General features: G+C 58.3%; 21 protein-coding genes, 2 tRNA genes and 1 pseudogene. 12 read left to right on the top strand and 12 right to left on the bottom strand.

Features of this window, described 5'->3' with window-relative positions; all coding sequences use genetic code 11:
- The 4 genes from GA0061101_RS12835 to GA0061101_RS12850 all read left to right on the top strand — a co-directional run bounded on the left by GA0061101_RS12835 (window position 1) and on the right by GA0061101_RS12850 (window position 1,394).
- Window positions 1-513 carry a DUF192 domain-containing protein gene (locus tag GA0061101_RS12835; RefSeq protein WP_047557768.1) on the top strand — a complete coding sequence of 171 codons (513 nt, stop codon included), beginning with the start codon at window positions 1-3 and terminating at the stop codon, window positions 511-513.
- A 153-nt stretch (window positions 514-666) separates the two neighbouring features.
- Window positions 667-743 (top strand) — tRNA-Pro (locus tag GA0061101_RS12840).
- A gap of 177 nt (window positions 744-920) precedes the next feature.
- Window positions 921-1,226 (top strand): ETC complex I subunit, encoded by a 306-nt coding sequence (locus tag GA0061101_RS12845; RefSeq protein ID WP_092573687.1) that lies wholly within the window; start codon window positions 921-923, stop codon window positions 1,224-1,226.
- Between the two features lie 91 nt (window positions 1,227-1,317).
- A tRNA-Arg gene (locus tag GA0061101_RS12850) sits at window positions 1,318-1,394 on the top strand.
- A 45-nt stretch (window positions 1,395-1,439) separates the two neighbouring features.
- Here the strand turns inward: GA0061101_RS12850 and GA0061101_RS39360 are convergent.
- Together GA0061101_RS39360 and GA0061101_RS12855 are read right to left on the bottom strand one after the other, a co-directional pair.
- Window positions 1,440-1,601, bottom strand: coding sequence for a hypothetical protein (locus GA0061101_RS39360; protein ID WP_167669545.1), 162 nt, complete (start codon window positions 1,599-1,601; stop codon window positions 1,440-1,442).
- Window positions 1,602-1,691: 90 nt separating this feature from the next.
- Window positions 1,692-2,300, bottom strand: coding sequence for a LysE family translocator (locus tag GA0061101_RS12855; RefSeq protein ID WP_092573688.1), 609 nt, complete (start codon window positions 2,298-2,300; stop codon window positions 1,692-1,694).
- A 110-nt stretch (window positions 2,301-2,410) separates the two neighbouring features.
- On the opposite strand from GA0061101_RS12855, the gene GA0061101_RS12860 reads away from it, so the two are divergent.
- Window positions 2,411-2,872: an Lrp/AsnC family transcriptional regulator gene (locus tag GA0061101_RS12860; protein ID WP_092573689.1), complete on the top strand. Its 462-nt coding sequence runs from the start codon at window positions 2,411-2,413 to the stop codon at window positions 2,870-2,872.
- A gap of 94 nt (window positions 2,873-2,966) precedes the next feature.
- On the opposite strand, the gene GA0061101_RS12865 is transcribed toward GA0061101_RS12860, so the two are convergent.
- From GA0061101_RS12865 to GA0061101_RS12880, 4 genes are all read right to left on the bottom strand, one after another.
- On the bottom strand, window positions 2,967-3,740 hold the full coding sequence (locus GA0061101_RS12865; protein WP_037201864.1) for an amino acid ABC transporter ATP-binding protein: 774 nt from the start codon (window positions 3,738-3,740) through the stop codon (window positions 2,967-2,969).
- A gap of 18 nt (window positions 3,741-3,758) precedes the next feature.
- Window positions 3,759-4,913 carry an amino acid ABC transporter permease gene (locus tag GA0061101_RS12870; RefSeq protein WP_092573690.1) on the bottom strand — a complete coding sequence of 385 codons (1,155 nt, stop codon included), beginning with the start codon at window positions 4,911-4,913 and terminating at the stop codon, window positions 3,759-3,761.
- A gap of 1 nt (window position 4,914) precedes the next feature.
- A complete protein-coding gene (locus tag GA0061101_RS12875; protein WP_092573691.1) occupies window positions 4,915-6,105 on the bottom strand; it encodes an amino acid ABC transporter permease in 1,191 nt (396 codons plus the stop codon).
- 90 nt (window positions 6,106-6,195) lie between these two features.
- Window positions 6,196-7,221, bottom strand: a complete 1,026-nt coding sequence (locus tag GA0061101_RS12880) for an amino acid ABC transporter substrate-binding protein (protein ID WP_092573692.1) — start codon at window positions 7,219-7,221, stop codon at window positions 6,196-6,198.
- Window positions 7,222-7,593: 372 nt separating this feature from the next.
- On the opposite strand from GA0061101_RS12880, the gene GA0061101_RS12885 reads away from it, so the two are divergent.
- Entirely contained in the window at window positions 7,594-8,784 is a 1,191-nt protein-coding gene (locus tag GA0061101_RS12885; protein ID WP_047557751.1) for a cystathionine beta-lyase, read from the top strand.
- On the opposite strand, the gene GA0061101_RS12890 is transcribed toward GA0061101_RS12885, so the two are convergent.
- On the bottom strand, window positions 8,785-9,948 hold the full coding sequence (locus GA0061101_RS12890; protein ID WP_092573693.1) for an FAD-dependent monooxygenase: 1,164 nt from the start codon (window positions 9,946-9,948) through the stop codon (window positions 8,785-8,787).
- A gap of 30 nt (window positions 9,949-9,978) precedes the next feature.
- On the bottom strand, window positions 9,979-10,224 hold the full coding sequence (locus tag GA0061101_RS12895) for a zinc-finger domain-containing protein (protein ID WP_037201878.1): 246 nt from the start codon (window positions 10,222-10,224) through the stop codon (window positions 9,979-9,981).
- Window positions 10,225-10,424: 200 nt separating this feature from the next.
- On the opposite strand from GA0061101_RS12895, the gene GA0061101_RS12900 reads away from it, so the two are divergent.
- Window positions 10,425-11,207 (top strand): alpha/beta fold hydrolase, encoded by a 783-nt coding sequence (locus GA0061101_RS12900; RefSeq protein WP_037201881.1) that lies wholly within the window; start codon window positions 10,425-10,427, stop codon window positions 11,205-11,207.
- A gap of 18 nt (window positions 11,208-11,225) precedes the next feature.
- Here the strand turns inward: GA0061101_RS12900 and GA0061101_RS12905 are convergent, their stop codons facing one another.
- Complete coding sequence (locus GA0061101_RS12905) at window positions 11,226-12,026, bottom strand: enoyl-CoA hydratase-related protein (RefSeq protein ID WP_092573857.1); 801 nt, start codon at window positions 12,024-12,026, stop codon at window positions 11,226-11,228.
- A gap of 76 nt (window positions 12,027-12,102) precedes the next feature.
- Here GA0061101_RS12905 and cysE point away from each other — a divergent pair, with 76 nt between their 5' ends.
- The 5 genes from cysE to clpA all read left to right on the top strand — a co-directional run bounded on the left by cysE (window position 12,103) and on the right by clpA (window position 17,220).
- The gene (gene cysE, locus GA0061101_RS12910) at window positions 12,103-12,966 is read left to right on the top strand and encodes a serine O-acetyltransferase (RefSeq protein ID WP_037201883.1); all 864 of its coding nucleotides are present in this window, start codon (window positions 12,103-12,105) and stop codon (window positions 12,964-12,966) included.
- Between the two features lie 127 nt (window positions 12,967-13,093).
- Window positions 13,094-13,297 (top strand): DUF3126 family protein, encoded by a 204-nt coding sequence (locus tag GA0061101_RS12915; protein WP_034505173.1) that lies wholly within the window; start codon window positions 13,094-13,096, stop codon window positions 13,295-13,297.
- Between the two features lie 376 nt (window positions 13,298-13,673).
- The gene (locus GA0061101_RS12920) at window positions 13,674-14,039 is read left to right on the top strand and encodes a phasin family protein (protein WP_034505172.1); all 366 of its coding nucleotides are present in this window, start codon (window positions 13,674-13,676) and stop codon (window positions 14,037-14,039) included.
- A gap of 285 nt (window positions 14,040-14,324) precedes the next feature.
- Complete coding sequence (gene clpS, locus GA0061101_RS12925; protein WP_034505170.1) at window positions 14,325-14,678, top strand: ATP-dependent Clp protease adapter ClpS; 354 nt, start codon at window positions 14,325-14,327, stop codon at window positions 14,676-14,678.
- Window positions 14,679-14,688: 10 nt separating this feature from the next.
- Window positions 14,689-17,220: an ATP-dependent Clp protease ATP-binding subunit ClpA gene (clpA, locus tag GA0061101_RS12930; RefSeq protein WP_037201887.1), complete on the top strand. Its 2,532-nt coding sequence runs from the start codon at window positions 14,689-14,691 to the stop codon at window positions 17,218-17,220.
- 90 nt (window positions 17,221-17,310) lie between these two features.
- Here the strand turns inward: clpA and GA0061101_RS12935 are convergent.
- From GA0061101_RS12935 to GA0061101_RS12945, 3 genes and pseudogenes are all read right to left on the bottom strand, one after another.
- Window positions 17,311-17,600 (bottom strand): annotated as a pseudogene (locus GA0061101_RS12935) (Dabb family protein).
- Window positions 17,601-17,611: 11 nt separating this feature from the next.
- Window positions 17,612-18,040: an HIT family protein gene (locus GA0061101_RS12940; RefSeq protein WP_037201889.1), complete on the bottom strand. Its 429-nt coding sequence runs from the start codon at window positions 18,038-18,040 to the stop codon at window positions 17,612-17,614.
- A 41-nt stretch (window positions 18,041-18,081) separates the two neighbouring features.
- Entirely contained in the window at window positions 18,082-19,269 is a 1,188-nt protein-coding gene (locus GA0061101_RS12945; protein WP_037201891.1) for a GNAT family N-acetyltransferase, read from the bottom strand.
- Window positions 19,270-19,333: the final 64 nt, after the last annotated feature.

The raw sequence follows: 19,333 nt of genomic DNA on the forward strand, positions 1-19,333 counted from the left end.
ATGACCGGAGATTTGTTTCTCAGAGTTTTGAAAAGCGCCGTCGTGGCGCTTTTTCTCGTTGGAGCTGCCGCTCCTTCCTCCTCCGCAGCGCAGACGACAAGCCAGCAGTCGATGGCATTCGATTCGGAGCCGCTGACGATCACATCGGCTGGTGGCAAGACGCATAAGCTCACCGTGGAACTGGCCCTGACGCCGCCGCAGCTGGAATTCGGACTCATGTATCGTGACAGGATGCCCGCCGATCACGGCATGCTGTTCGATTTCGGCACGTCGCGGCCCGTCATGATGTGGATGAAGAACACCAAGCTGGCGCTGGACATGCTTTTCCTGGACAAGACCGGCGTCGTTACCCACATTCAGGAGGACGCCGTGCCTTATTCCGAGGCGATCATCGATTCCAATGGGCCGGTTGCCTACGTCATCGAGCTGAATGGTGGAATTGTCAAAAAGCTCGGCCTTGCCGTCGGCGACAAGGCGACGAGTGCCACCATTTCGGCAAAACTGAACAAATAGGTTTTCACCAGGAAGAACTGCCCGGCACGATTTTAGCTGTTGCAGCGTGCAGACGAACCGTGTATCTCCGCACTCGTTCCGCTGGACGAGTGTCAGGCGGTGCAACGTGATCCCTGCGGAAACGCAATATTCCAAGGGATCATGCTTGAGGTACGGAGTGTAGCGCAGTCTGGTAGCGCATCTGGTTTGGGACCAGAGGGTCGGGAGTTCGAATCTCTCCACTCCGACCACTTTAAAATCCCCATCTATATCGATGAATTCGCGCTGATACCGGCCGCCTTTTCGCTTGAAAACAAAGGGATTCGCGGCTAAGCAAAGGTCGTGTTCGCTAGATCTTTAAAGATCGAGCCAAGGCAAGAGAAGCAAAGAAGCGGGTTGCTCCCGCTTTATTCGGAGGCGCTGCAGCAATGCCTGCCAAGATTTATCGTCCCGCAAAGACCGCCATGCAGTCCGGCAAGGCCAAGACCAATGTTTGGGTTCTCGAATTCGATCAGGAGATCCCGCGCAAGATCGATCCGATCATGGGTTACACGTCTTCGGCCGACACGCGCCAGCAGCTCAAGCTGACCTTCGATACGCAGGAGTTGGCCGAGGCCTATGCCCAGCGCGAAGGCATAGAATACCGCGTCATCGCCCCCAAGGATCCCACGCGCCAGACAGTTTCCTATTCCGATAATTTCCGTTATTCGCGCATCCAGCCCTGGACACACTGAAACAGGCGCTTATTGAAACCGCTGCCCATTGAGTTTGACGGCGGTTTCAGGCATGTGTTGGCGGCCGCGAACAACTTGCGGCTCGGCTTAAGGCCCCTTAGCTCAGCTGGATAGAGCACCTGCCTTCTAAGCAGGTGGTCGCAGGTTCGAATCCTGCAGGGGTCGCCAATCCTTTCCGATTTTTTTCAGGACGCCTTTCACGCTGCGCTACCCTCATTTCGTCGCCGCCAGCCACCCGCCGGCATCTCTCGGCCTCGTCGCGTCGACTGCCATCTGGAAGAGGTCGTAGCCGGTCATTACTCCGGCCAGTTTGATGACGACGATGGCCGCGCTCAATAGCGCGAGCCCACCGACGATTTTGTCGCTTTTCTTCACGGCCCGCTTCCCCTGACGCCTCGTGAATGCCGCGTGTTTCGCGGTGGTAGGCAGTATATCGCGTTCTGCGTGAAGCGCTACTCGGCTTGTTCAAGTCGCCAGTCGCCCGGCGGCGATCAGCAGAAGGCCGCCGGCGATGCCTTCGCTCCATCTTCGACCGCGATCGGTGAAGCTTCCCTGGGAGCCAACGGCCGCAATGGCGAAGCTGAGGAGCGCATAGAAGACCCCGCACAGCCCGATGAAGATTGCGGATAGGAGGCTCGCCTGCAGGGCGATGCTCCCATCGTGCTTTATGAACTGCGGCAGGATGGCGAAATAGATCATCATGCCCTTGGGATTGAGAATAGCTGTCAGGAGGCCGCGCCGAAACGAGTTCGTTGCCGCAGCCGACGGCTGCGCGGCTTTCCCGTCTTTGAGCGAGGATGCGATCAGTCGAGACGCAAGGTAAGCCAGATATGCGATGCCGAGCCAACGCAGGAGCATGAACAGGGCGGGTGAGGTGGCGATGATGGCGGCCACGCCGAGGGCTGCAAGCGTCGAATGGACGACATAGCCGATGCAGATGCCGGCCGTCGAGCGCAGTCCGGCCACGGCGCCGCCGGACATGGCCTGCGATGCCACGAACAGCATGTCCGGCCCCGGTGTGCAGATGAGGGGCAGGACAGTGCCCGCGAAGAGAAGAAGCTCGATGTTTTCCATGAATGGCAGCCTAAAGGCCTGGCGAGGCAATCGGCTTGCGAAGATGTCAATTCTGATCGATTAATTGGCATTAAAATCCATGATTGCGTTCTTGTTGATAGAGGATGCCAATGCGGCTGGACGAGATCGATAAGCGTATTTTGCGCGCTCTGCAGCGCGACGGGCGAATTCAGAATGTGGAACTGGCGAGGGAGGTGGGGTTGTCTCCATCGCCCTGTCTACGGCGGGTGAAGCTTCTCGAGGATGCCGGCATGATCGACCGCTATGTGGCCGTCCTCAATCCGGCCAAGGTCGGGCTGCCGCTATCCATGTTTGCCCGCGTCTGGCTGACGGCCCAGGATGCAGAAACGATCGATCGCTTCATAGCGGCAATGAAGAAGCTGCCTGAGGTGATGGAGTGCTACATCATGCTTGGCGAAAGCGATGCGCTGTTGCGCGTCGCCGTATCCGATCTCGACGACTACAGACAGTTCCAGTCCACGCATCTGACGAAGGTCAACGGCATCCAGAACGTCAAGACCGATGTGCCGAGCCAGATCGTCAAGCAGACCTACGCCTTGCCCTTGCGCTGATCGCTTTGGCTCCGCTGGTGCGGAGTATCGACGAAAAACCCGCCGGCTACATCGCAGCCGGCGGGTTCCTTATTGTCCTATAATTTGCGCGAACTCAGTGCAGGATCTGGCTGAGGAAGAGCTTGGTGCGCTCATGCTGCGGATTGTCGAAGAATTCCTTCGGCGAATTCTGCTCGACGATCTGACCCTGGTCCATGAAGATGACGCGGTTGGCGACCTGGCGGGCAAAGCCCATTTCATGGGTGACGCACAGCATGGTCATGCCTTCCTCGGCAAGACCCACCATGGTGTCGAGCACTTCCTTGATCATTTCCGGATCGAGCGCCGAGGTCGGCTCGTCGAACAGCATGATCTTCGGGTTCATGCAGAGCGAACGGGCAATCGCCACGCGCTGCTGCTGGCCGCCCGAAAGCTGGCCGGGATATTTCTTCGCCTGCTCCGGGATCTTGACGCGGGTGAGAAAGTGCATGGCGATTTCTTCCGCCTGCTTCTTCGGCATCTTGCGCACCCAGATCGGCGCCAGCGTGCAGTTCTCCAGGATCGTCAGGTGCGGGAAGAGATTGAAGTGCTGGAACACCATGCCGACTTCGCGGCGGACTTCATCAATCTTCTTCAGATCGTTGGTGAGTTCCACGCCGTCAACGACGATGCTGCCCTTCTGGTGTTCTTCGAGGCGGTTGATGCAGCGAATCATCGTCGATTTGCCGGAGCCGGACGGACCGGCGATGACGATGCGCTCGCCGCGCATGACCTTGAGGTTGATGTCGCGCAGCACGTGGAAATCGCCGTACCACTTGTTCATGTTGATCATTTCAACCGCGACTTCCGTCTCGGAAATGGTCAGTTTTTTCGGTTGGGCGTCAGCCATATTATCTTCCCTCAGTTCTTATCGTTTGTGGCCAGTGTCGAGGTGGCGTTCCATGAAACCTGAATAGCGCGACATGCCGAAGCAGAAAAGCCAGAACATGAAGCCGGCGAAGACCAGGCCTGTCATCGGGATGACCGGGCTTGCCCAGTTCGCATCGGAGAAGTTCTGACGGACGATGCCGAGCAGGTCGAACATATTGATGATCGAGATCAGCGAGGTGTCCTTGAACATGCCGATGAAGGTGTTGACGATGCCGGGGATGACCAGCTTGATCGCCTGTGGCAGAACGATCAGCCGCATCTTCTGCCAATAGCCAAGGCCAAGCGAATCGGCACCTTCGAACTGGCCTTTCGGAACTGCCTGCAGGCCGCCGCGGATGACTTCGGCCATGTAAGCCGAGGTGAAGATCGAGACGCCGATCACGGCGCGCAGCAGCTTATCGATCGTCCAGCCCTGCGGCAGGAAGAGCGGCAGCATGACACTGGCCATGAACAGCACCGTGATTAGCGGAATGCCACGAATGACCTCGATGAAGAGGACGCACAGCATGCGGATGATGGGCATTTGGGAGCGGCGCCCCAGCGCGAGTACGATGCCGAACGGAACGGATACCGCGATCGCAACGAAAGAGACGATTAGCGTCACCATCAGGCCGCCCCATCTCGTGGTTTCCACGACATCGAGGCCGAACCCGCCGTAAAGCAGGATAAACGATGCGATCGGGAGCACGATGAACGCCAGGAGGACATTCAGCCCTTTTCTCGGAACCGATGGTATCAGCAATGGTGTAATGGTGAGGACGCTTAGAATGGCGACGAGTATTGGCCGCCAGCGTTCTTCCGGCGGATAGAGGCCGAACATGAAGATGCTGAATTTCGCGCGGACGAAAGCCCAGCATGCGCCGCTCCAGCCATCGGGCTGCATGCCACCCTGTACCGTCGTTGCACAGAAGGTGCGGTCGGAGCCGGTCCAGACGGCCTGGACGAACAGCCAGTTGATGATATGCGGTATTGCCCAGACCAGGAAGGCGATGGCGAGGATCGTCAACACCACGTCTTTCGGTGTTGCCAGCAGGTTCTTTTTGATCCAATGCCCGACGCCCTTTTCGTTCGCCGGAGCCTGCTGCGGCGGAAGGAGGGTCTTGCTGACAAAGCTATGGTTTGTATCCAGCATCTTATCTCTCCACCAAAGCCATCTTGGCGTTGAACCAGTTCATGAACAGCGAGGTGACGATGCTCAGTGTGAGGTAGACGATCATCCAGATGATGACGACCTCGATTGCACGGCCCGACTGATTGAGAATGACGCCGCCGACGGCAACGAGATCGGCATAGCCGATGGCGATCGCAAGCGACGAGTTCTTCGTCAGGTTCAGATATTGGCTGGTCAATGGTGGAATGATGATGCGCAGCGCCTGCGGAATGACGACAAGCCTGGTGATGGCGGAAGAACGCAAACCGAGTGCGGCGGCTGCTTCCGATTGTCCTTTCGCCACGCCACGAATGCCACCGCGCACGATTTCGGCAATAAAGGAGGCAGTGTAGAAGGACAGCGCAAGGAATAGGGAAATGAATTCCGGTCCGACAACCAAGCCGCCCGTCAGATTGAACTTTCCGGCAACGGGGTAATCGAAGGAGAGTGGTCTGCCGGAGGCGAGGAAGGCCAGAAGCGGTAAGCCGACGATCAGGGCGATCGACACCCAGATGGTGTGGAACTGCTGGCCGGTGGCTGCCTGGCGTCTGTGCGCCCAGCGCGCCAGGAAGAAGACGGCGACGATGGCGATGACGATAGCCGCGCCGACCCCCCACATTCCAGCGCCGAAGATTGGGCTCGGAAAGGCCAGGCCGCGATTGCTGAGATAGCTGGAGAACGGCAGGTGTAGGGCATCGCGGGCCTGAGGCAGCAATACCAGAACGCCGCTATACCAGAAGAAGATGACCAGCAACGGTGGGATGTTGCGGAAAAGCTCGACATAGGCCTGGCAAAGCTTGGCAATCAGCCAGTTCTTCGAAAGCCGTCCGATGCCGATGAGGAAACCGATGATCGTCGCGGCGATGATGCCGCATATCGAAATGAGGATCGTATTGAGCAGGCCGACAATCAGCGCTTGGGTGTTAGTGGAATCGCTCGAAAAGGGAAGCAGTGCTTGCCCGAGATTGAAACCGGCGCGTCCGGTGAGGAAGCTAAAGCCGAAGGACTGGTTCGATGCACGCAGATTATCGATGATGTTCTGGACGATGAACCAGGCCGCCGCTACCAGAATGATAAGGGTAAGGACCTGGTAGAACAGGCCTCGCACTTTGGGGTTGTATATCGCAGATGCGAAGGAGCGTTCGCCCTCGGGCGAATTCGTGGTTATTGCCATGCAGAGCTTTTCCCCGGTGTGCCCGTTCGGGCTTGTTATGTTAGATGAGGAAGGCGGATCCCGCCTTCCTCGAATAATCAGGTCGCTGGCTTAGCGAACCGGCGGTGCGTACTGGATGCCGCCCTTGTTCCACAGAGCATTGAGGCCGCGAGCGATCTTCAGCGGGCTGCCCGCACCGATGTTCCGGTCGAAGACTTCGCCGTAATTGCCGACGCCCTTGATGATATTGTAGGCCCAGTCATTGGTCAGGCCCATATCGGTGCCGATCGTCGTACCCTTTTCAACGCCCAGGAAGCGCTGAATGTCCGGGTTCGGCGAGTTCTTCATTTCGTCGACGTTCTTCTGGGTGATGCCGAATTCTTCGGCATTGATCAGAGCATAGGCGGACCAGCTGACGATATCGAACCACTGATCGTCACCCTGGCGTACGGCCGGGCCGAGCGGCTCCTTGGAGATGATCTCAGGCAGAACGACGTTGTCATCGGGGTTCTTCAGCGTCAGACGCAGCGAATAGAGGCCGGACTGGTCTGTGGTGTAGACGTCGCAACGACCGGAATCGTAGGCCGCGTTGACTTCTTCGAGCTTGTCGAAGACCACCGGATTGTACTGAAGATTATTCGACTTGAAGTAGTCGGCTAGGTTGAGTTCCGTCGTGGTTCCCGACTGCACGCAGACGGCGGCGCCGGAGAGTTCCAGAGCCGACTTCACGTTCAGTTCCTTGCGGACCATGAAGCCCTGACCGTCATAGTAGGTGACTGGGCGGAAGTTGAGGCCAAGCGCCGTATCGCGGTTGAGGGTCCATGTCGTGTTACGCGACAGCAGATCGATTTCGCCAGACTGGAGAGCGGTGAAACGGTCCTTGGAGCTGAGGGCAGTGTACTTGACCTTGGTCACGTCTCCGAAGACAGCCGCGGCGACAGCCTTGCACATGTCGACGTCAAAACCGGAATAGTTGCCAGAGGCGTCGGGCTGTGAGAAGCCAAGAAGGGCAGTATTTACGCCGCATTGTACGAAGCCCTTAGCCTTCACATCGCTCAGCGTCGAAGCCGAAGCACCGGACACGGTGTAAGCCAATGCCGCTGCTCCGAGGAATGCGGACAGAGCAATCTTTTTCATCTTTCCCTACCTTTGTGTATTGTTTTATAGTTAAAATGTATCGCTCCCGAAGCAGGTTCCCGGAGAACCACGTTCCCTCACTCTCCCGGTGCGAGTGGTCCTATCACAGTCGTAAATGGATTTGCGGTCAAGACATTGGCCCAATTATTGCGGATTTATTCGGCATTTTCGCCCGGGGCGTTCGAAAAATGAGCGTTTGGCGTGAAAATAAGCGGCATTTTGCCAAAAAACTACGCGAAAACGGAGGTTAATTCGCTATTTTCGTTATTTTAGCCTTCTAGTAATAAGAGGACTGAGACGGATCAGGGTTGACCCCACTGGACTTGCTCGCCACAAATCGAGGTTCCTACAGCGCCAAGGGCATATCCGGACATGAAAGACAAAGACACATTGCTGCAGAACGCCGGCATCAATACGCGTTTATCCCACATCGGCAATTCGCCCTCCGATTTCCACGGATTCGTCAATCCGCCCGTGGTTCATGCGTCCACAGTGCTGTTTCCGAATGCACGGACCATGGAAACGCACGACCAGAAATATACCTACGGCACGCGCGGCACGCCGACGACGGATGCGCTTTGCGAGGCGATCGACGCGCTGGAGGGATCGGCGGGAACGGTCATCGTGCCGTCCGGGCTTGCGGCTGTCACCATACCTTTTCTTGCGTTTTTATCCGCCGGTGACCATGCGCTGGTCGTCGATTCGGTCTACGGGCCGACGCGCCACTTCTGCGATACGATGCTGAAGCGGCTCGGTGTCGAGGTTGAATACTACGATCCGCTCATCGGCGCCGGCATCGAGCAGATGATCAGGCCGAACACCAAATTGGTGCATACAGAGGCGCCGGGTTCCAATACCTTCGAAATGCAGGATATATCAGCGATTTCGACGGCTGCTCACAGGCACGGCTGCGTCGTCACGATGGACAATACCTGGGCAACACCGCTCTATTTCAAGCCGCTTGATCACGGCGTTGACATCTCGATCCATGCGGTGACCAAGTATCCGGCCGGCCACTCCGATATTCTGATGGGGACCGTTTCCGCCAATGCGGCGCATTGGAAGCGCTTGCTGGACGCCCATGGTCAACTCGGCATCTGCGGCGCACCGGATGATGCTTACCAGGTGTTGAAGGGCTTGCGCACTATGGGTGTGCGGCTGGAGCGCCATCAGCAGAGCGCGCTTGCCATCGCCCAATGGCTGGAGGGACGGGAGGAGGTTGCGCGCGTACTGCATCCCGCGCTGCCGAGCTTCCCAGGCCATGCGATTTGGAAGCGCGACTTCAAGGGATCGAGCGGCATTTTCTCCTTCGTGCTGGCTGTCGACAGCCCTCAGAAATTCAAGGCCAAGGCGCATGCCTTCCTCGATGCGCTCCGGATTTTCGGTCTCGGCTATTCCTGGGGCGGCTTCGAAAGCCTCGCTTTGCACGTCAACCTCAACGACCGCCGCCTCGCCAAGGCGCCGACGGAGGGGCCGGTATTGCGCCTGCAGATCGGCCTGGAAGACGTGGCCGATATCAAGGCGGATATCGAAAAGGGGTTTGCGGCAGCCAAGGAGGCTTGATCAGCCGATGGCGCGATAGCCGTAGATCCAGTCCATGTCCGCCGCAAGACTTTGCGGCGGGCGCAGGGACAGAACGAGGTCGCGCGCCATCCGTATCGGCCCGCGGGCATGGTAGGCGAACTGATTGAAGGCGGCGCGCTGGCGCAGGCGGGCGATGCGCGGCGCACGATGCTTCTCATAAAGATCGAGTGCTTCAGAGACAGAGCGCGTTGCGAGCATGCCTGCCAATTCGAACGCATCCTCGATTGCCATGGCCGCGCCTTGGGCGGCGAATGGCATCATCGCATGAGCCGCATCGCCGATCAGGATCGTGTCGCTGCCATTGTGCCATCGGCCGACGCCCATTTCGTAAAGCGGCCAGAAGCTTGCCTGCTCCTGCGTTTCCAACATCCGCAGAATTGCGCTGTTCCAGCCGGAGAAGCCGCGCAGCATATTGTCTCTTTGGGCCTTGCTGCCGATAGCGCTCCAATCGTGGCTCGCGCTGCTGCCGGAAACGATGGCGACGATATTGAAGGCGGCAGTTTCACGGATCGGATAGCAGACGAGGTGGCTGGAGGGACCGAGAAACGCCGTGACGCTTGTCTTGTTCAGGATGGCCGGTGCGGAAGCCTCCGGAAGAGTGAAACGCCACGCGATGTTGCTGGAAAAGAGCGGCGAGGGGGCGCCGGGCACCAAGGCGCGTGCCTTTGACCAGACGCCGTCCGCGCCGATGACGAGATCCATGTCCCGGCCGGCGATCCCATCCAATCCCCGTCTGTCTTTGATATCGACGTGTCGGCCGAGATGCAGCGTGCAAAGCGCGTTGGCTGTCACCGCATCGAGAAGTGCTTTCTGCAGGGTCGCGCGATGCGCCGTGCCGTAGGGGGATCCCCATCGCTGCCTGGCGAAATCGCCGCATGGAACGGATGCGACCGGCCGCAGCGAATAGCCGGAAACCAGCCGCACGTCCTGCGGTTCGAGCCAGATGGGCAGAAGCGCGTCGAGCACGCCCAGCGCATTGAGAATGCGGGAGGCGTTTGGGGAAATCTGCAGGCCGGCGCCAACTTCGGTCAACACGTCCGCCTGTTCGAAAATCTCCGAGCGGATGCCATGCCTTGCCAGCGCCAGCGCCGCCGTCAACCCGGCTATTCCGGCGCCGATGATGGCAGCTGTTTTGATCGGCATTCGGCTATGTCCGATCGCGATCCAGGAGGGTCACGCGGCCTTGAAGTGGAAGACGCAGCCGGGCGGGTTGGTCTGGTCCGCCTTCAGCGACGGATTGTAGCGGTAGAGCGTCGAGCAGTAGGAGCAGACCTTCTCGCTATCGTCGCCCAGGTCGATGAAGATATGCGGATGGTCGTAGGGAACCGAGGCGCCGGTGCACATGAATTCCTTCACGCCGATTTCGATAACGCGGTGTCCGCCATCGTTCTGGAAATGGGGAATATTGTGGCCGGCCATGATGATCTCCAAATGCGTCTTGCCTTGAGCGGCATGAATGTTGCGCCAGACTTGGTAGCCCCTCTTTATAATCCTTCTCATCGATTGTGTAGTGCGAAAGTCCGGCTCGGCGCAGAGATTTTCGCGAAAGCGGGGTTCACCTGATATCGCCGATAAAATATGGTCCGGCGCCAATAAGCCCTGTTTGCGAAGATACAGCCATGAATTTGAATGTTCCTCCGATTTCCTATTTTGTCAGCGACGGATTGAAGCTCGCCTATTTCGACGAGGGCAATCCGAATGGTCAGCCGGTTTTGCTGATTCACGGATTTGCCTCGACCGCGGTTGCCAATTGGGTCAATCCGGGCTGGCTCAAGGTGCTTGATGAGGCGGGTTACCGCGTGATCGCCATCGACAATCGCGGTCACGGCATGAGCGACAAGCCCTATGATGCCGATGTCTATCATCCCTGGATCATGGCCGAAGACGCCGTCGCTCTGCTTGATCACCTCGGCATCCCCGAGGCGCATGTCATGGGCTATTCGATGGGCGCGCGCGTTTCGACCTTCATGGCGATCACGCATCCTGACCGTGTTCGTTCGCTGGTGCTCGGCGGCCTCGGCATCGGCATGGTCGAAGGAGTCGGCGATTGGGATCCGATCGCGGACGCCCTGCTGGCGCCATCGCTGGACGATGTCATGCATCTGCGCGGCCGCATGTTCCGCGTTTTTGCCGAGCAGACCAGGAGCGACCGGCAGGCGCTTGCCGCCTGCATCCAGGGGTCGCGCGATCTGGCCGCAAAGGAGGATGTGGCGAGGATCGAGGCGCCGACCCTGATTGCCGTCGGCACCAAGGACGATATTGCCGGCTCGGCGCAGGAGCTTGCTGATCTGATGCCGCATGCCGAAGTCGTCGACATCCCCAACCGCGATCATATGCTCGCCGTCGGCGACAAGGTCTTTAAGACGGCGGTTCTTGAATTCTATAAGCGGCTGGAGAACTGACGGGCTGGATCGGTCAAGTCACCTGCCGGTGAAATGCGGTTTCCGTCGCGCGGCAAAGGCGGCCCGCCCTTCGGCATAGTCGGCGCTGTCGAAAGTCTCGGCGCCGATCACTTCAGCTTCGCGCAGCAGATCGCCATCCTGTTCGATGACGGCGCGGATTGCGAGTTTCGAGGAATGCAGCGCGATCGGCGCATTGGCGGCGATCGCATGGGCGAGGGCGGAAACCTCAGCCTCGAACACGTCGGCTTCCATCTCTTCCAGCAGAAATCCGGCCGCAGCCATCTTCTCGCTCGACATGGGAGCGCCCGTAAAAAGCGCGACCTTGGCCATCTGCGGCCCAAGCGCATTGACGATGTCCTGCACGGCGTCAGAGGGATAGGCGATGCCGAGGCGGACGGCGGGTATGGAGAAGCGCGCACCTTGCTCCGCGATCCTTAGATCGCAGGCAGCGGCGAGCCCGAAGCCGCCGCCGTAACAGACGCCGCGGATCGCCGCGATCGTCGGCACGCGGCAATGACGAATGGCCGTGAAGGCCTGACTGTTCAAAGCCTCGTAGGCGACGGCCGTTTCGGCGTCTTTACGCACGCTATCGAATTCGCGGATGTCGGCGCCTGCGGAAAAATCCGCGCCGGCGCCGCGAAGAATGATCACATGAGCGTGCGCCTCGTCGGTCAAAATGCGCACGGCCTGAGGAAGTGCCCGCCACATGGCGGCCGTCACGGCATTCTTGCTGCCGGGGTTGTTGATGGCGATCGTGCCTATGGCATCGCTGCTGGTTGCACGAAGCAGACCGCCGGCAAAATCATGCTCGAAATTCATGCGCGTCCGACCCATTTGTCTTGTGTGGCATTTATTCTATATAATGCACCACTGGCAGCAAATCGGGAGACCGCCAATGGTCGCAGTAACGGACATTCGCCCTCTGGAGGGCCTAGGCGCGGTTAAGGTCGTGGATCCCATCTGGGATAGCATGCGCGAGGAGGCTCGCTCGGCCGCTGACCGGGACCCGCTTCTGGCCGCCTTCCTATATTCGACGATCATCAATCACCGTTCGCTGGAGGAATGCGTCATCTATCGCATTTGCGAGCGCCTCGACCATCCGGATATGCAGGCCGTTCTCCTGCGGCAGACTTTCGAGGAAATGCTGAGCGATTGGTCGGAATGGGGATCGATTCTGCGTGTCGATATTCAGGCCGTCTACGATCGCGATCCCGCCTGTCTCCGTTTCCTCGAGCCGGTTCTCTATTTCAAGGGTTTTCATGCCTTGCAGACCCATCGTCTCGCGCACTGGCTGTACAATCGCGGCCGCCGTGATTTTGCGCTTTATCTGCAAAGCCGATCCTCGAGCGTCTTCCAGACCGACATCAACCCGGCTGCGCGGATCGGCAAGGGTATCTTCCTCGATCACGCGACCGGCCTGGTCGTGGGCGAAACGGCCGTTATCGGCGACAACGTATCGATCCTGCATGGCGTCACCCTCGGTGGCACCGGCAAGGAAGGCAGCGACCGCCATCCGAAAATCGCCCATGGCGTATTGATCGGCGCCGGAGCGAAGATCCTCGGCAATATCCAGATCGGCCATTGCTCGCGTATCGCCGCCGGCTCGGTCGTTCTGAAGGAAGTGCCGCCGAAGACGACGGTCGCCGGCGTTCCAGCCAAGGTTGTCGGCGAGGCAGGCTGCTCGGAGCCATCCCGCTCCATGGATCAGCTGCTGGCCGAACGCATGGTTGTCGACCAGATCATGGGCGCCGGAATCTAGGCAAAGTCCAACCTAAACTTCGGGATTTAGCGCCATTGCTGAAGGTATTTGGCGCGGTTCCGGTCTTTACACCGCCGCTTTTCCCATGCAAGAAGCGGCCAAACAGAGATCCTCACGGAGATGCATTGTGAAGCCTGACGAAATCAAGAAACTCGACGCCTACTTCAAGCGCATGTTCAATCCGCAGATGGTGGTGAAGGCCCGGCCGCGCAAGAATGATTCGGCAGAAGTCTATCTCGGCGAAGAGTTCCTGGGTGTTGTCTATATCGATGATGAAGACGGCGACCGTTCCTACAATTTCTCGATGGCTATCCTGGACGTCGATCTCTAAGTCGCTGTAAGTGTCCAATATTCCAGTCCGATTTCGGAGCCGCATTTCATCGAAATGCGGCTCTTTTCTTGGATGCCGACTGAAAATGATCCGATTCGTCGTTCTGAACGGGTGGTTGAACCTTCCATCCACCCAGATAGGATTTTCCGTCAAATCGCAATATTTCTGCCAAAGCCTGTAGTTGCACAGACATTGATATATATTAGAAAAAACAAACGGATGCGTCTGCGCTCTCGTCGATGACATTGTGCCGTCATCGGAAATGCAATCTCCGGGTGATATTGCGATGCACAAGACTACTTGACTAATTGTGCATCGCATTTAAGTCTTGTCTGTGTAAACCGGCCGTCGGCCGGCCAACAAGGGACGGAGAAACATGTTCAATTTCGATGAAGCGAACAAAAAGGGCAAGGAAGCCATGGACACGGCGCTGAAGAGCTACTCCGATGTCAGCAAGGGTTTCCAGGCTATTGCCGCCGAAACTGCTGAATATTCGAAGAAGTCGTTCCAGGATGGTGTTACGCACTTTGAAACGCTCGCCGGCGTCAAGAGCTTCGAAGCTGCTTTCGAACTCCAGAGCAGCTACGTGAAGTCGGCCTACGAAAATTTCGTCGCCGAAGCCACCAAGCTCGGCGAAATGTATGCAGATCTCGCCAAGAACGCTTACAAGCCTTACGAAGCGCCTGTCGCTGCAGCGACGAAGGCTGCTAGCAAGGCGGCAGCGACTGCCACCGCCGCTTAAGAACTCGCCCAAGGCGACAATTCCGGAAGGACCGACTGCGCGATGCGCAGTCGGTCCTTTGCGTTTCCGATAGTCGTGCCTGGTTCGACAATAGCTGCAACTTTTTTGGCCGCAGCCCGCTTTGTCAGCGAATTGTGATTGCAGTGTCCCGCAAGGGGCTTAAAATCACGCCGATATGAACTAAGTTATAGGTTCGGATATTCGGCCCGACCGAGTCAATAAACCAACCCAGTTGCCAAGTCGGAATGCGATAGCTTCTGCCGGATGATTTGAGGAAAGAACGAAATGATCGCTGAGCCGATCCGGATGCAAAACAATGGCGAAAGGAACGGGGACAACGGAAATCGCGGGACCTCGGTGATTACACGCACCAAGCCCAAAACCAAGAAGCCCAATCTATACCGCGTGCTGCTTCTGAATGACGACTATACGCCCATGGATTTTGTGATCCACATCCTGGAGCGTTTCTTTCAAAAGGATCTTGAGAGTGCCACTCGCATCATGCTTCACGTCCACAACCATGGCGTGGGTGAATGCGGGATATATACATATGAAGTAGCCGAAACGAAGGTGAGCCAGGTGATGGATTTTGCCCGGCAGCACCAGCATCCGCTGCAATGTGTTATGGAAAAGAAGTGAGGATCTGAACGTGCCAACATTTTCGCCTAGTCTTGAGAAGGCGCTGCACCAGGCACTGACTTACGCGAACGAGCGGCATCACGAGTATGCCACGCTGGAACATCTGCTTTTGGCGCTGGTAGACGACGCCGACGCCGCAGCTGTCATGGGCGCGTGCAATGTTGATCTCGACGCGCTCCGTAAGACTCTGACTGAATACGTCGATAATGAACTTTCAAACCTGATTACGGGCTATGATGAGGACTCGAAGCCGACCTCCGGCTTCCAGCGTGTCATCCAGCGCGCCGTGATCCATGTACAATCGTCCGGTCGCGAGGAAGTGACGGGCGCCAACGTTCTCGTCGCGATTTTTGCGGAACGGGAAAGCCATGCTGCATTCTTCCTGCAGGAGCAGGAAATGACCCGCTACGACGCGGTCAACTATATATCTCACGGTATCGGCAAGCGTCCGGGTTCCTCCCAAACCCGCACGCCGCGCGGCGCCGAGGAAAGCGAATCCGAGAGCAAGCCGACCGCCCGCGGTGAGCAGGAGGAAGGCAACGGCAAGAAGCAGCAGGATGCGCTGAAGGCCTATTGCGTCAACCTCAACGAGAAGGCCAAGAACGGCAAGATCGATCCGCTGATCGGCCGTCATTCCGAGGTCAATCGCACGATCCAGGTGCTTTGCCGCCGGTCGAAGAACAACCCGCTTTATGTTGGCGACCCCGGGGTTGGCAAGACGGCGATTGCCGAAGGTCTTGCCAAGCGCATCGTCGAAGGCAAGGTTCCAGAAGCGCTTGCCGACGCCACGATCTTTTCGCTCGATATGGGCACGCTGCTTGCCGGCACCCGCTATCGCGGCGATTTCGAAGAGCGCCTGAAGCAGGTCGTCAAGGAGCTCGAGGAATATCCGGGCGCCGTGCTGTTCATCGATGAGATCCACACCGTCATCGGCGCTGGCGCCACTTCCGGCGGTGCGATGGATGCCTCGAACCTGCTGAAGCCGGCTCTCTCCTCGGGTGCGATCCGTTGCATCGGTTCGACCACCTACAAGGAATACCGTCAGTTCTTTGAGAAGGACCGGGCACTCGTCCGCCGTTTCCAGAAGATAGACGTCAACGAGCCGAGCATCGAGGATGCCATCGAAATCATGAAGGGCCTGAAGCCCTATTTCGAAGAGTATCATCACCTGCGCTATTCGAACGACGCCATCAAGTCGGCTGTCGAGCTGTCGGCTCGCTACATTTCCGACCGCAAGCTGCCGGACAAGGCGATCGACGTCATCGACGAAACGGGTGCTGCGCAAATGCTGCTGCCGCCGTCCAAGCGTCGCAAGCTGATCACCGAGAAGGAGATCGAGGTCACGATCGCCACCATGGCCCGTATTCCCCCAAAGACGGTGTCCAAGGATGACGAGATGGTTCTCGCCAATCTCGAGCAGGAGCTGCGTTCGGTCGTCTATGGCCAGGACACGGCGATCGAGGCTCTGTCGACGGCGATCAAGCTGGCTCGTGCGGGCCTGCGCGAACCGAACAAGCCGATCGGCTGCTACATCTTCTCCGGCCCCACAGGCGTCGGCAAGACGGAAGTCGCCAAGCAGCTTGCTTCGTCGCTCGGCGTCGAACTGCTGCGCTTCGACATGTCGGAATATATGGAGCGTCACACGGTTTCCCGCCTGCTCGGCGCACCTCCCGGCTATGTCGGCTTCGATCAGGGCGGCCTGCTGACCGACGGTGTCGACCAGCATCCGCACAGCGTTGTCCTGCTCGACGAAATCGAGAAGGCGCATCCGGATATCTTCAATATCCTGCTGCAGGTCATGGACCATGGCGCGCTGACCGACCACAACGGCAAGAAGATCGACTTCCGCAACGTCATCCTGATCATGACGACCAATGCGGGCGCATCGGAAATGGCCAAGGCCGCGATCGGCTTCGGCTCGGCCAAGCGTACGGGCGAGGATGAAGAGGCTCTGAACCGCCTGTTCACCCCGGAATTCCGCAACCGTCTGGATGCGACCATTCCGTTCGCGCCGCTGCCGACCGTTGTCATCCACAAGGTCGTGCAGAAGTTCATCATGCAGCTGGAGGCTCAGCTTTCCGAACGGAATGTTACCTTCGATCTGCACGAAGACGCGATCGCCTGGCTGTCCGAAAAGGGCTACGACGAAAAGATGGGCGCCCGTCCGCTGGCGCGCGTCATCCAGGAAAATATCAAGAAGCCGCTGGCGAACGAAATCCTCTTCGGCAAGCTGAAGAAGGGTGGCGTCGTCACCGTCACGGTCGGCACGAAGGAAGACGGCACCACCGGCATCGTGCTCGAAGCAACCGCTGATACGGCACCGATCCGGCCGAAGCCGGAAGCCGAGGTCGGCGATGCGCCGCTCGAGGTGGAGCAGGATGACGGTGACACCACCGTCAAGGCCAGAAGCCGCGTGGGCAAGGCCGGTGCAGCCGCGGATGCCCGCCGTTCGGCCAAGGCCGCGGCGGCCAGCGAAAACGACGAGCCGGAAGGCAAGTCGCCGCGCAAGGGCGGCACGGTGCCGAAGGTTCCGCGCAAGTAACTGCCGATTGGCTGCTTGAGAAAAATGAAAAGGCTGCATTGGAAACAATGCAGCCTTTTCATATGCTTATTTTGATATAATAATTAAGTGCTACAGGTTCGTATTGTCGATTTCGAGGAAGGACTCGACTTCGGGCCCCCAGCGATCGCGCACGAAAGCGACGTGGTCGGGGTCGATGTTATAGGCGTCGTAGCCTGATCGACTATCGAACTCCGTTGAGAACCCGAAAGTAAAATCATTCTTTGGACTGGTCTGCCGAAGCTGCTTGAAGTTTCGGACGCTCAATATCTCTTTGAGAACGAGGGCGTCTTTGAGGAAACTGGTCTCCTCAACCGAACCGGCTTTATGTTTCAGGCGAAAGGCGACAGATGGCGAATCATGTGTCTCCAGGTCAAGCCAGGGCTTCGATGATCTTCTTGGCATTATCAGCCAGCACCGCACCGTCTTCCATCTTGCCCGAATGCGGTTTCAGCGCCACGCCTTCGTGACGCGGAATGACGTGGAAATGGAGATGGAACACGGTCTGCCCTGCGGCAGGCTCGTTGAACTGGGCGATGTAGACACCGTCGGCATCGAAGGCTTCCTGGACGGCGATGGCGACCTTCTGGACGATGGTGATCGCGTGCTGAAGTGCGGCAGGATCGGCATCGAAGATGTTGCGGGACGGAGATTTCGGCAGAACCAGCGTATGGCCCGGCGATTGCGGCATGACATCCATGAAGGCGACCGTGTGCTCGTCCTCGTAGACACGATAGGAAGGGATCTCGCCTTTCAGGATCTTCGCGAAGATATTGTTGGTGTCGTAGGCCGAGCTGGTCATCCGGGATCTCCTCGTCTTCCGTTTATGATTGTCCAGAACGGCTAGATATCTTGCCGTTCGCCTTTGCGGAAGGGGCTGTGTTCGGTAAGGACTTCGCTCATTTCCTCCACCTGCTCCCGCTCGTGCTGCAGATAGTCGGCAACGGCGCGTCGCAAGCCCTGGTGGCCGATATAATGCGCCGAATGCGTGATGACAGGAAGATAGCCGCGCGCGAGCTTGTGCTCGCCCTGCGCGCCGGCCTCCACGCGCTTCAACCCCTTGCTGAGCGCGAAATCGATCGCCTGATGATAGCAGACCTCGAAATGCAGGAAGGGATGATCCTCGATGCAGCCCCAATGACGGCCGTAGAGCGTTTCTCCGCCGATGAAGTTGATGGCGCCGGCGATATAGCGTCCCTCGCGTTTCGCCATGACGAGCAGGACATCCTCAGGCATGCGCTCGCCGATCAGCGAATAGAATTTTCGCGTCAGGTAGGGGCGGCCCCATTTGCGGCTGCCCGTATCCATGTAGAAGGCGAAGAACTGATCCCATATGCCTTCTGTGAGATCGCTGCCGGTCAGCCAATCGATGCTGATGCCGTGCTCGAGTGCCGCGCGGCGCTCCTTCTTCAGTGCCTTGCGCTTGCGCGACGCGAGGGTTTCCAGGAAGGCATCGTGGTCGGCATAGCCCTCGTTGATGAAATGGAACTGTTGGTCGGTCCGATGCAGATAGCCATCTGTTTCGAAGACCGAGACCTCGTCTTTAGGCAGGAAGGTGATGTGCGCGGAGGAAACGCCGAGCTGGCGTGTCACCTCCTTCAGGCTCTCGGCGAGCGCCGGCTGGATCGCCTTCCGGTCCTGGCCTTCGGCGACGAGCAGCCGCGGCCCTGTGGCCGGCGTGAAGGGCACGGAGCATTGCAGCTTGGGATAATAGCGGCCGCCGGCACGCTCGAAGGCGTCGGCCCAGCCATGATCGAAGACATATTCGCCCTGGCTGTGGCTCTTCAGATAGCCCGCGACGGCGCCGATCAAGTCGCCGCCATCGGTTTCGAGCAGCAAATGGTTGCCAAGCCATCCCGTCTTGTCGCTTGCTGAGCCCGACTCCTCAAGCGAGGACAGAAAGGCATGCGAGACAAACGGGTTATATGGCAGCAGCTTGCTTGCCTTGGACGCTCCGGCGAGCTTGGACCAGCTTTCCGGGGCGATGTTCTTGAAGGATCGTTCGACTCGAATGGATAATTCGTCTGTCATCAAATTCTTGCGCTTGGAAGGAAGGATGGGGCTCTCAACCGCTGCGCCACGCGTCCAATCGGAT

This window comes from Martinezella lusitana (genome assembly GCF_900094565.1).
GTDB lineage: Bacteria > Pseudomonadota > Alphaproteobacteria > Rhizobiales > Rhizobiaceae > Rhizobium > Rhizobium lusitanum.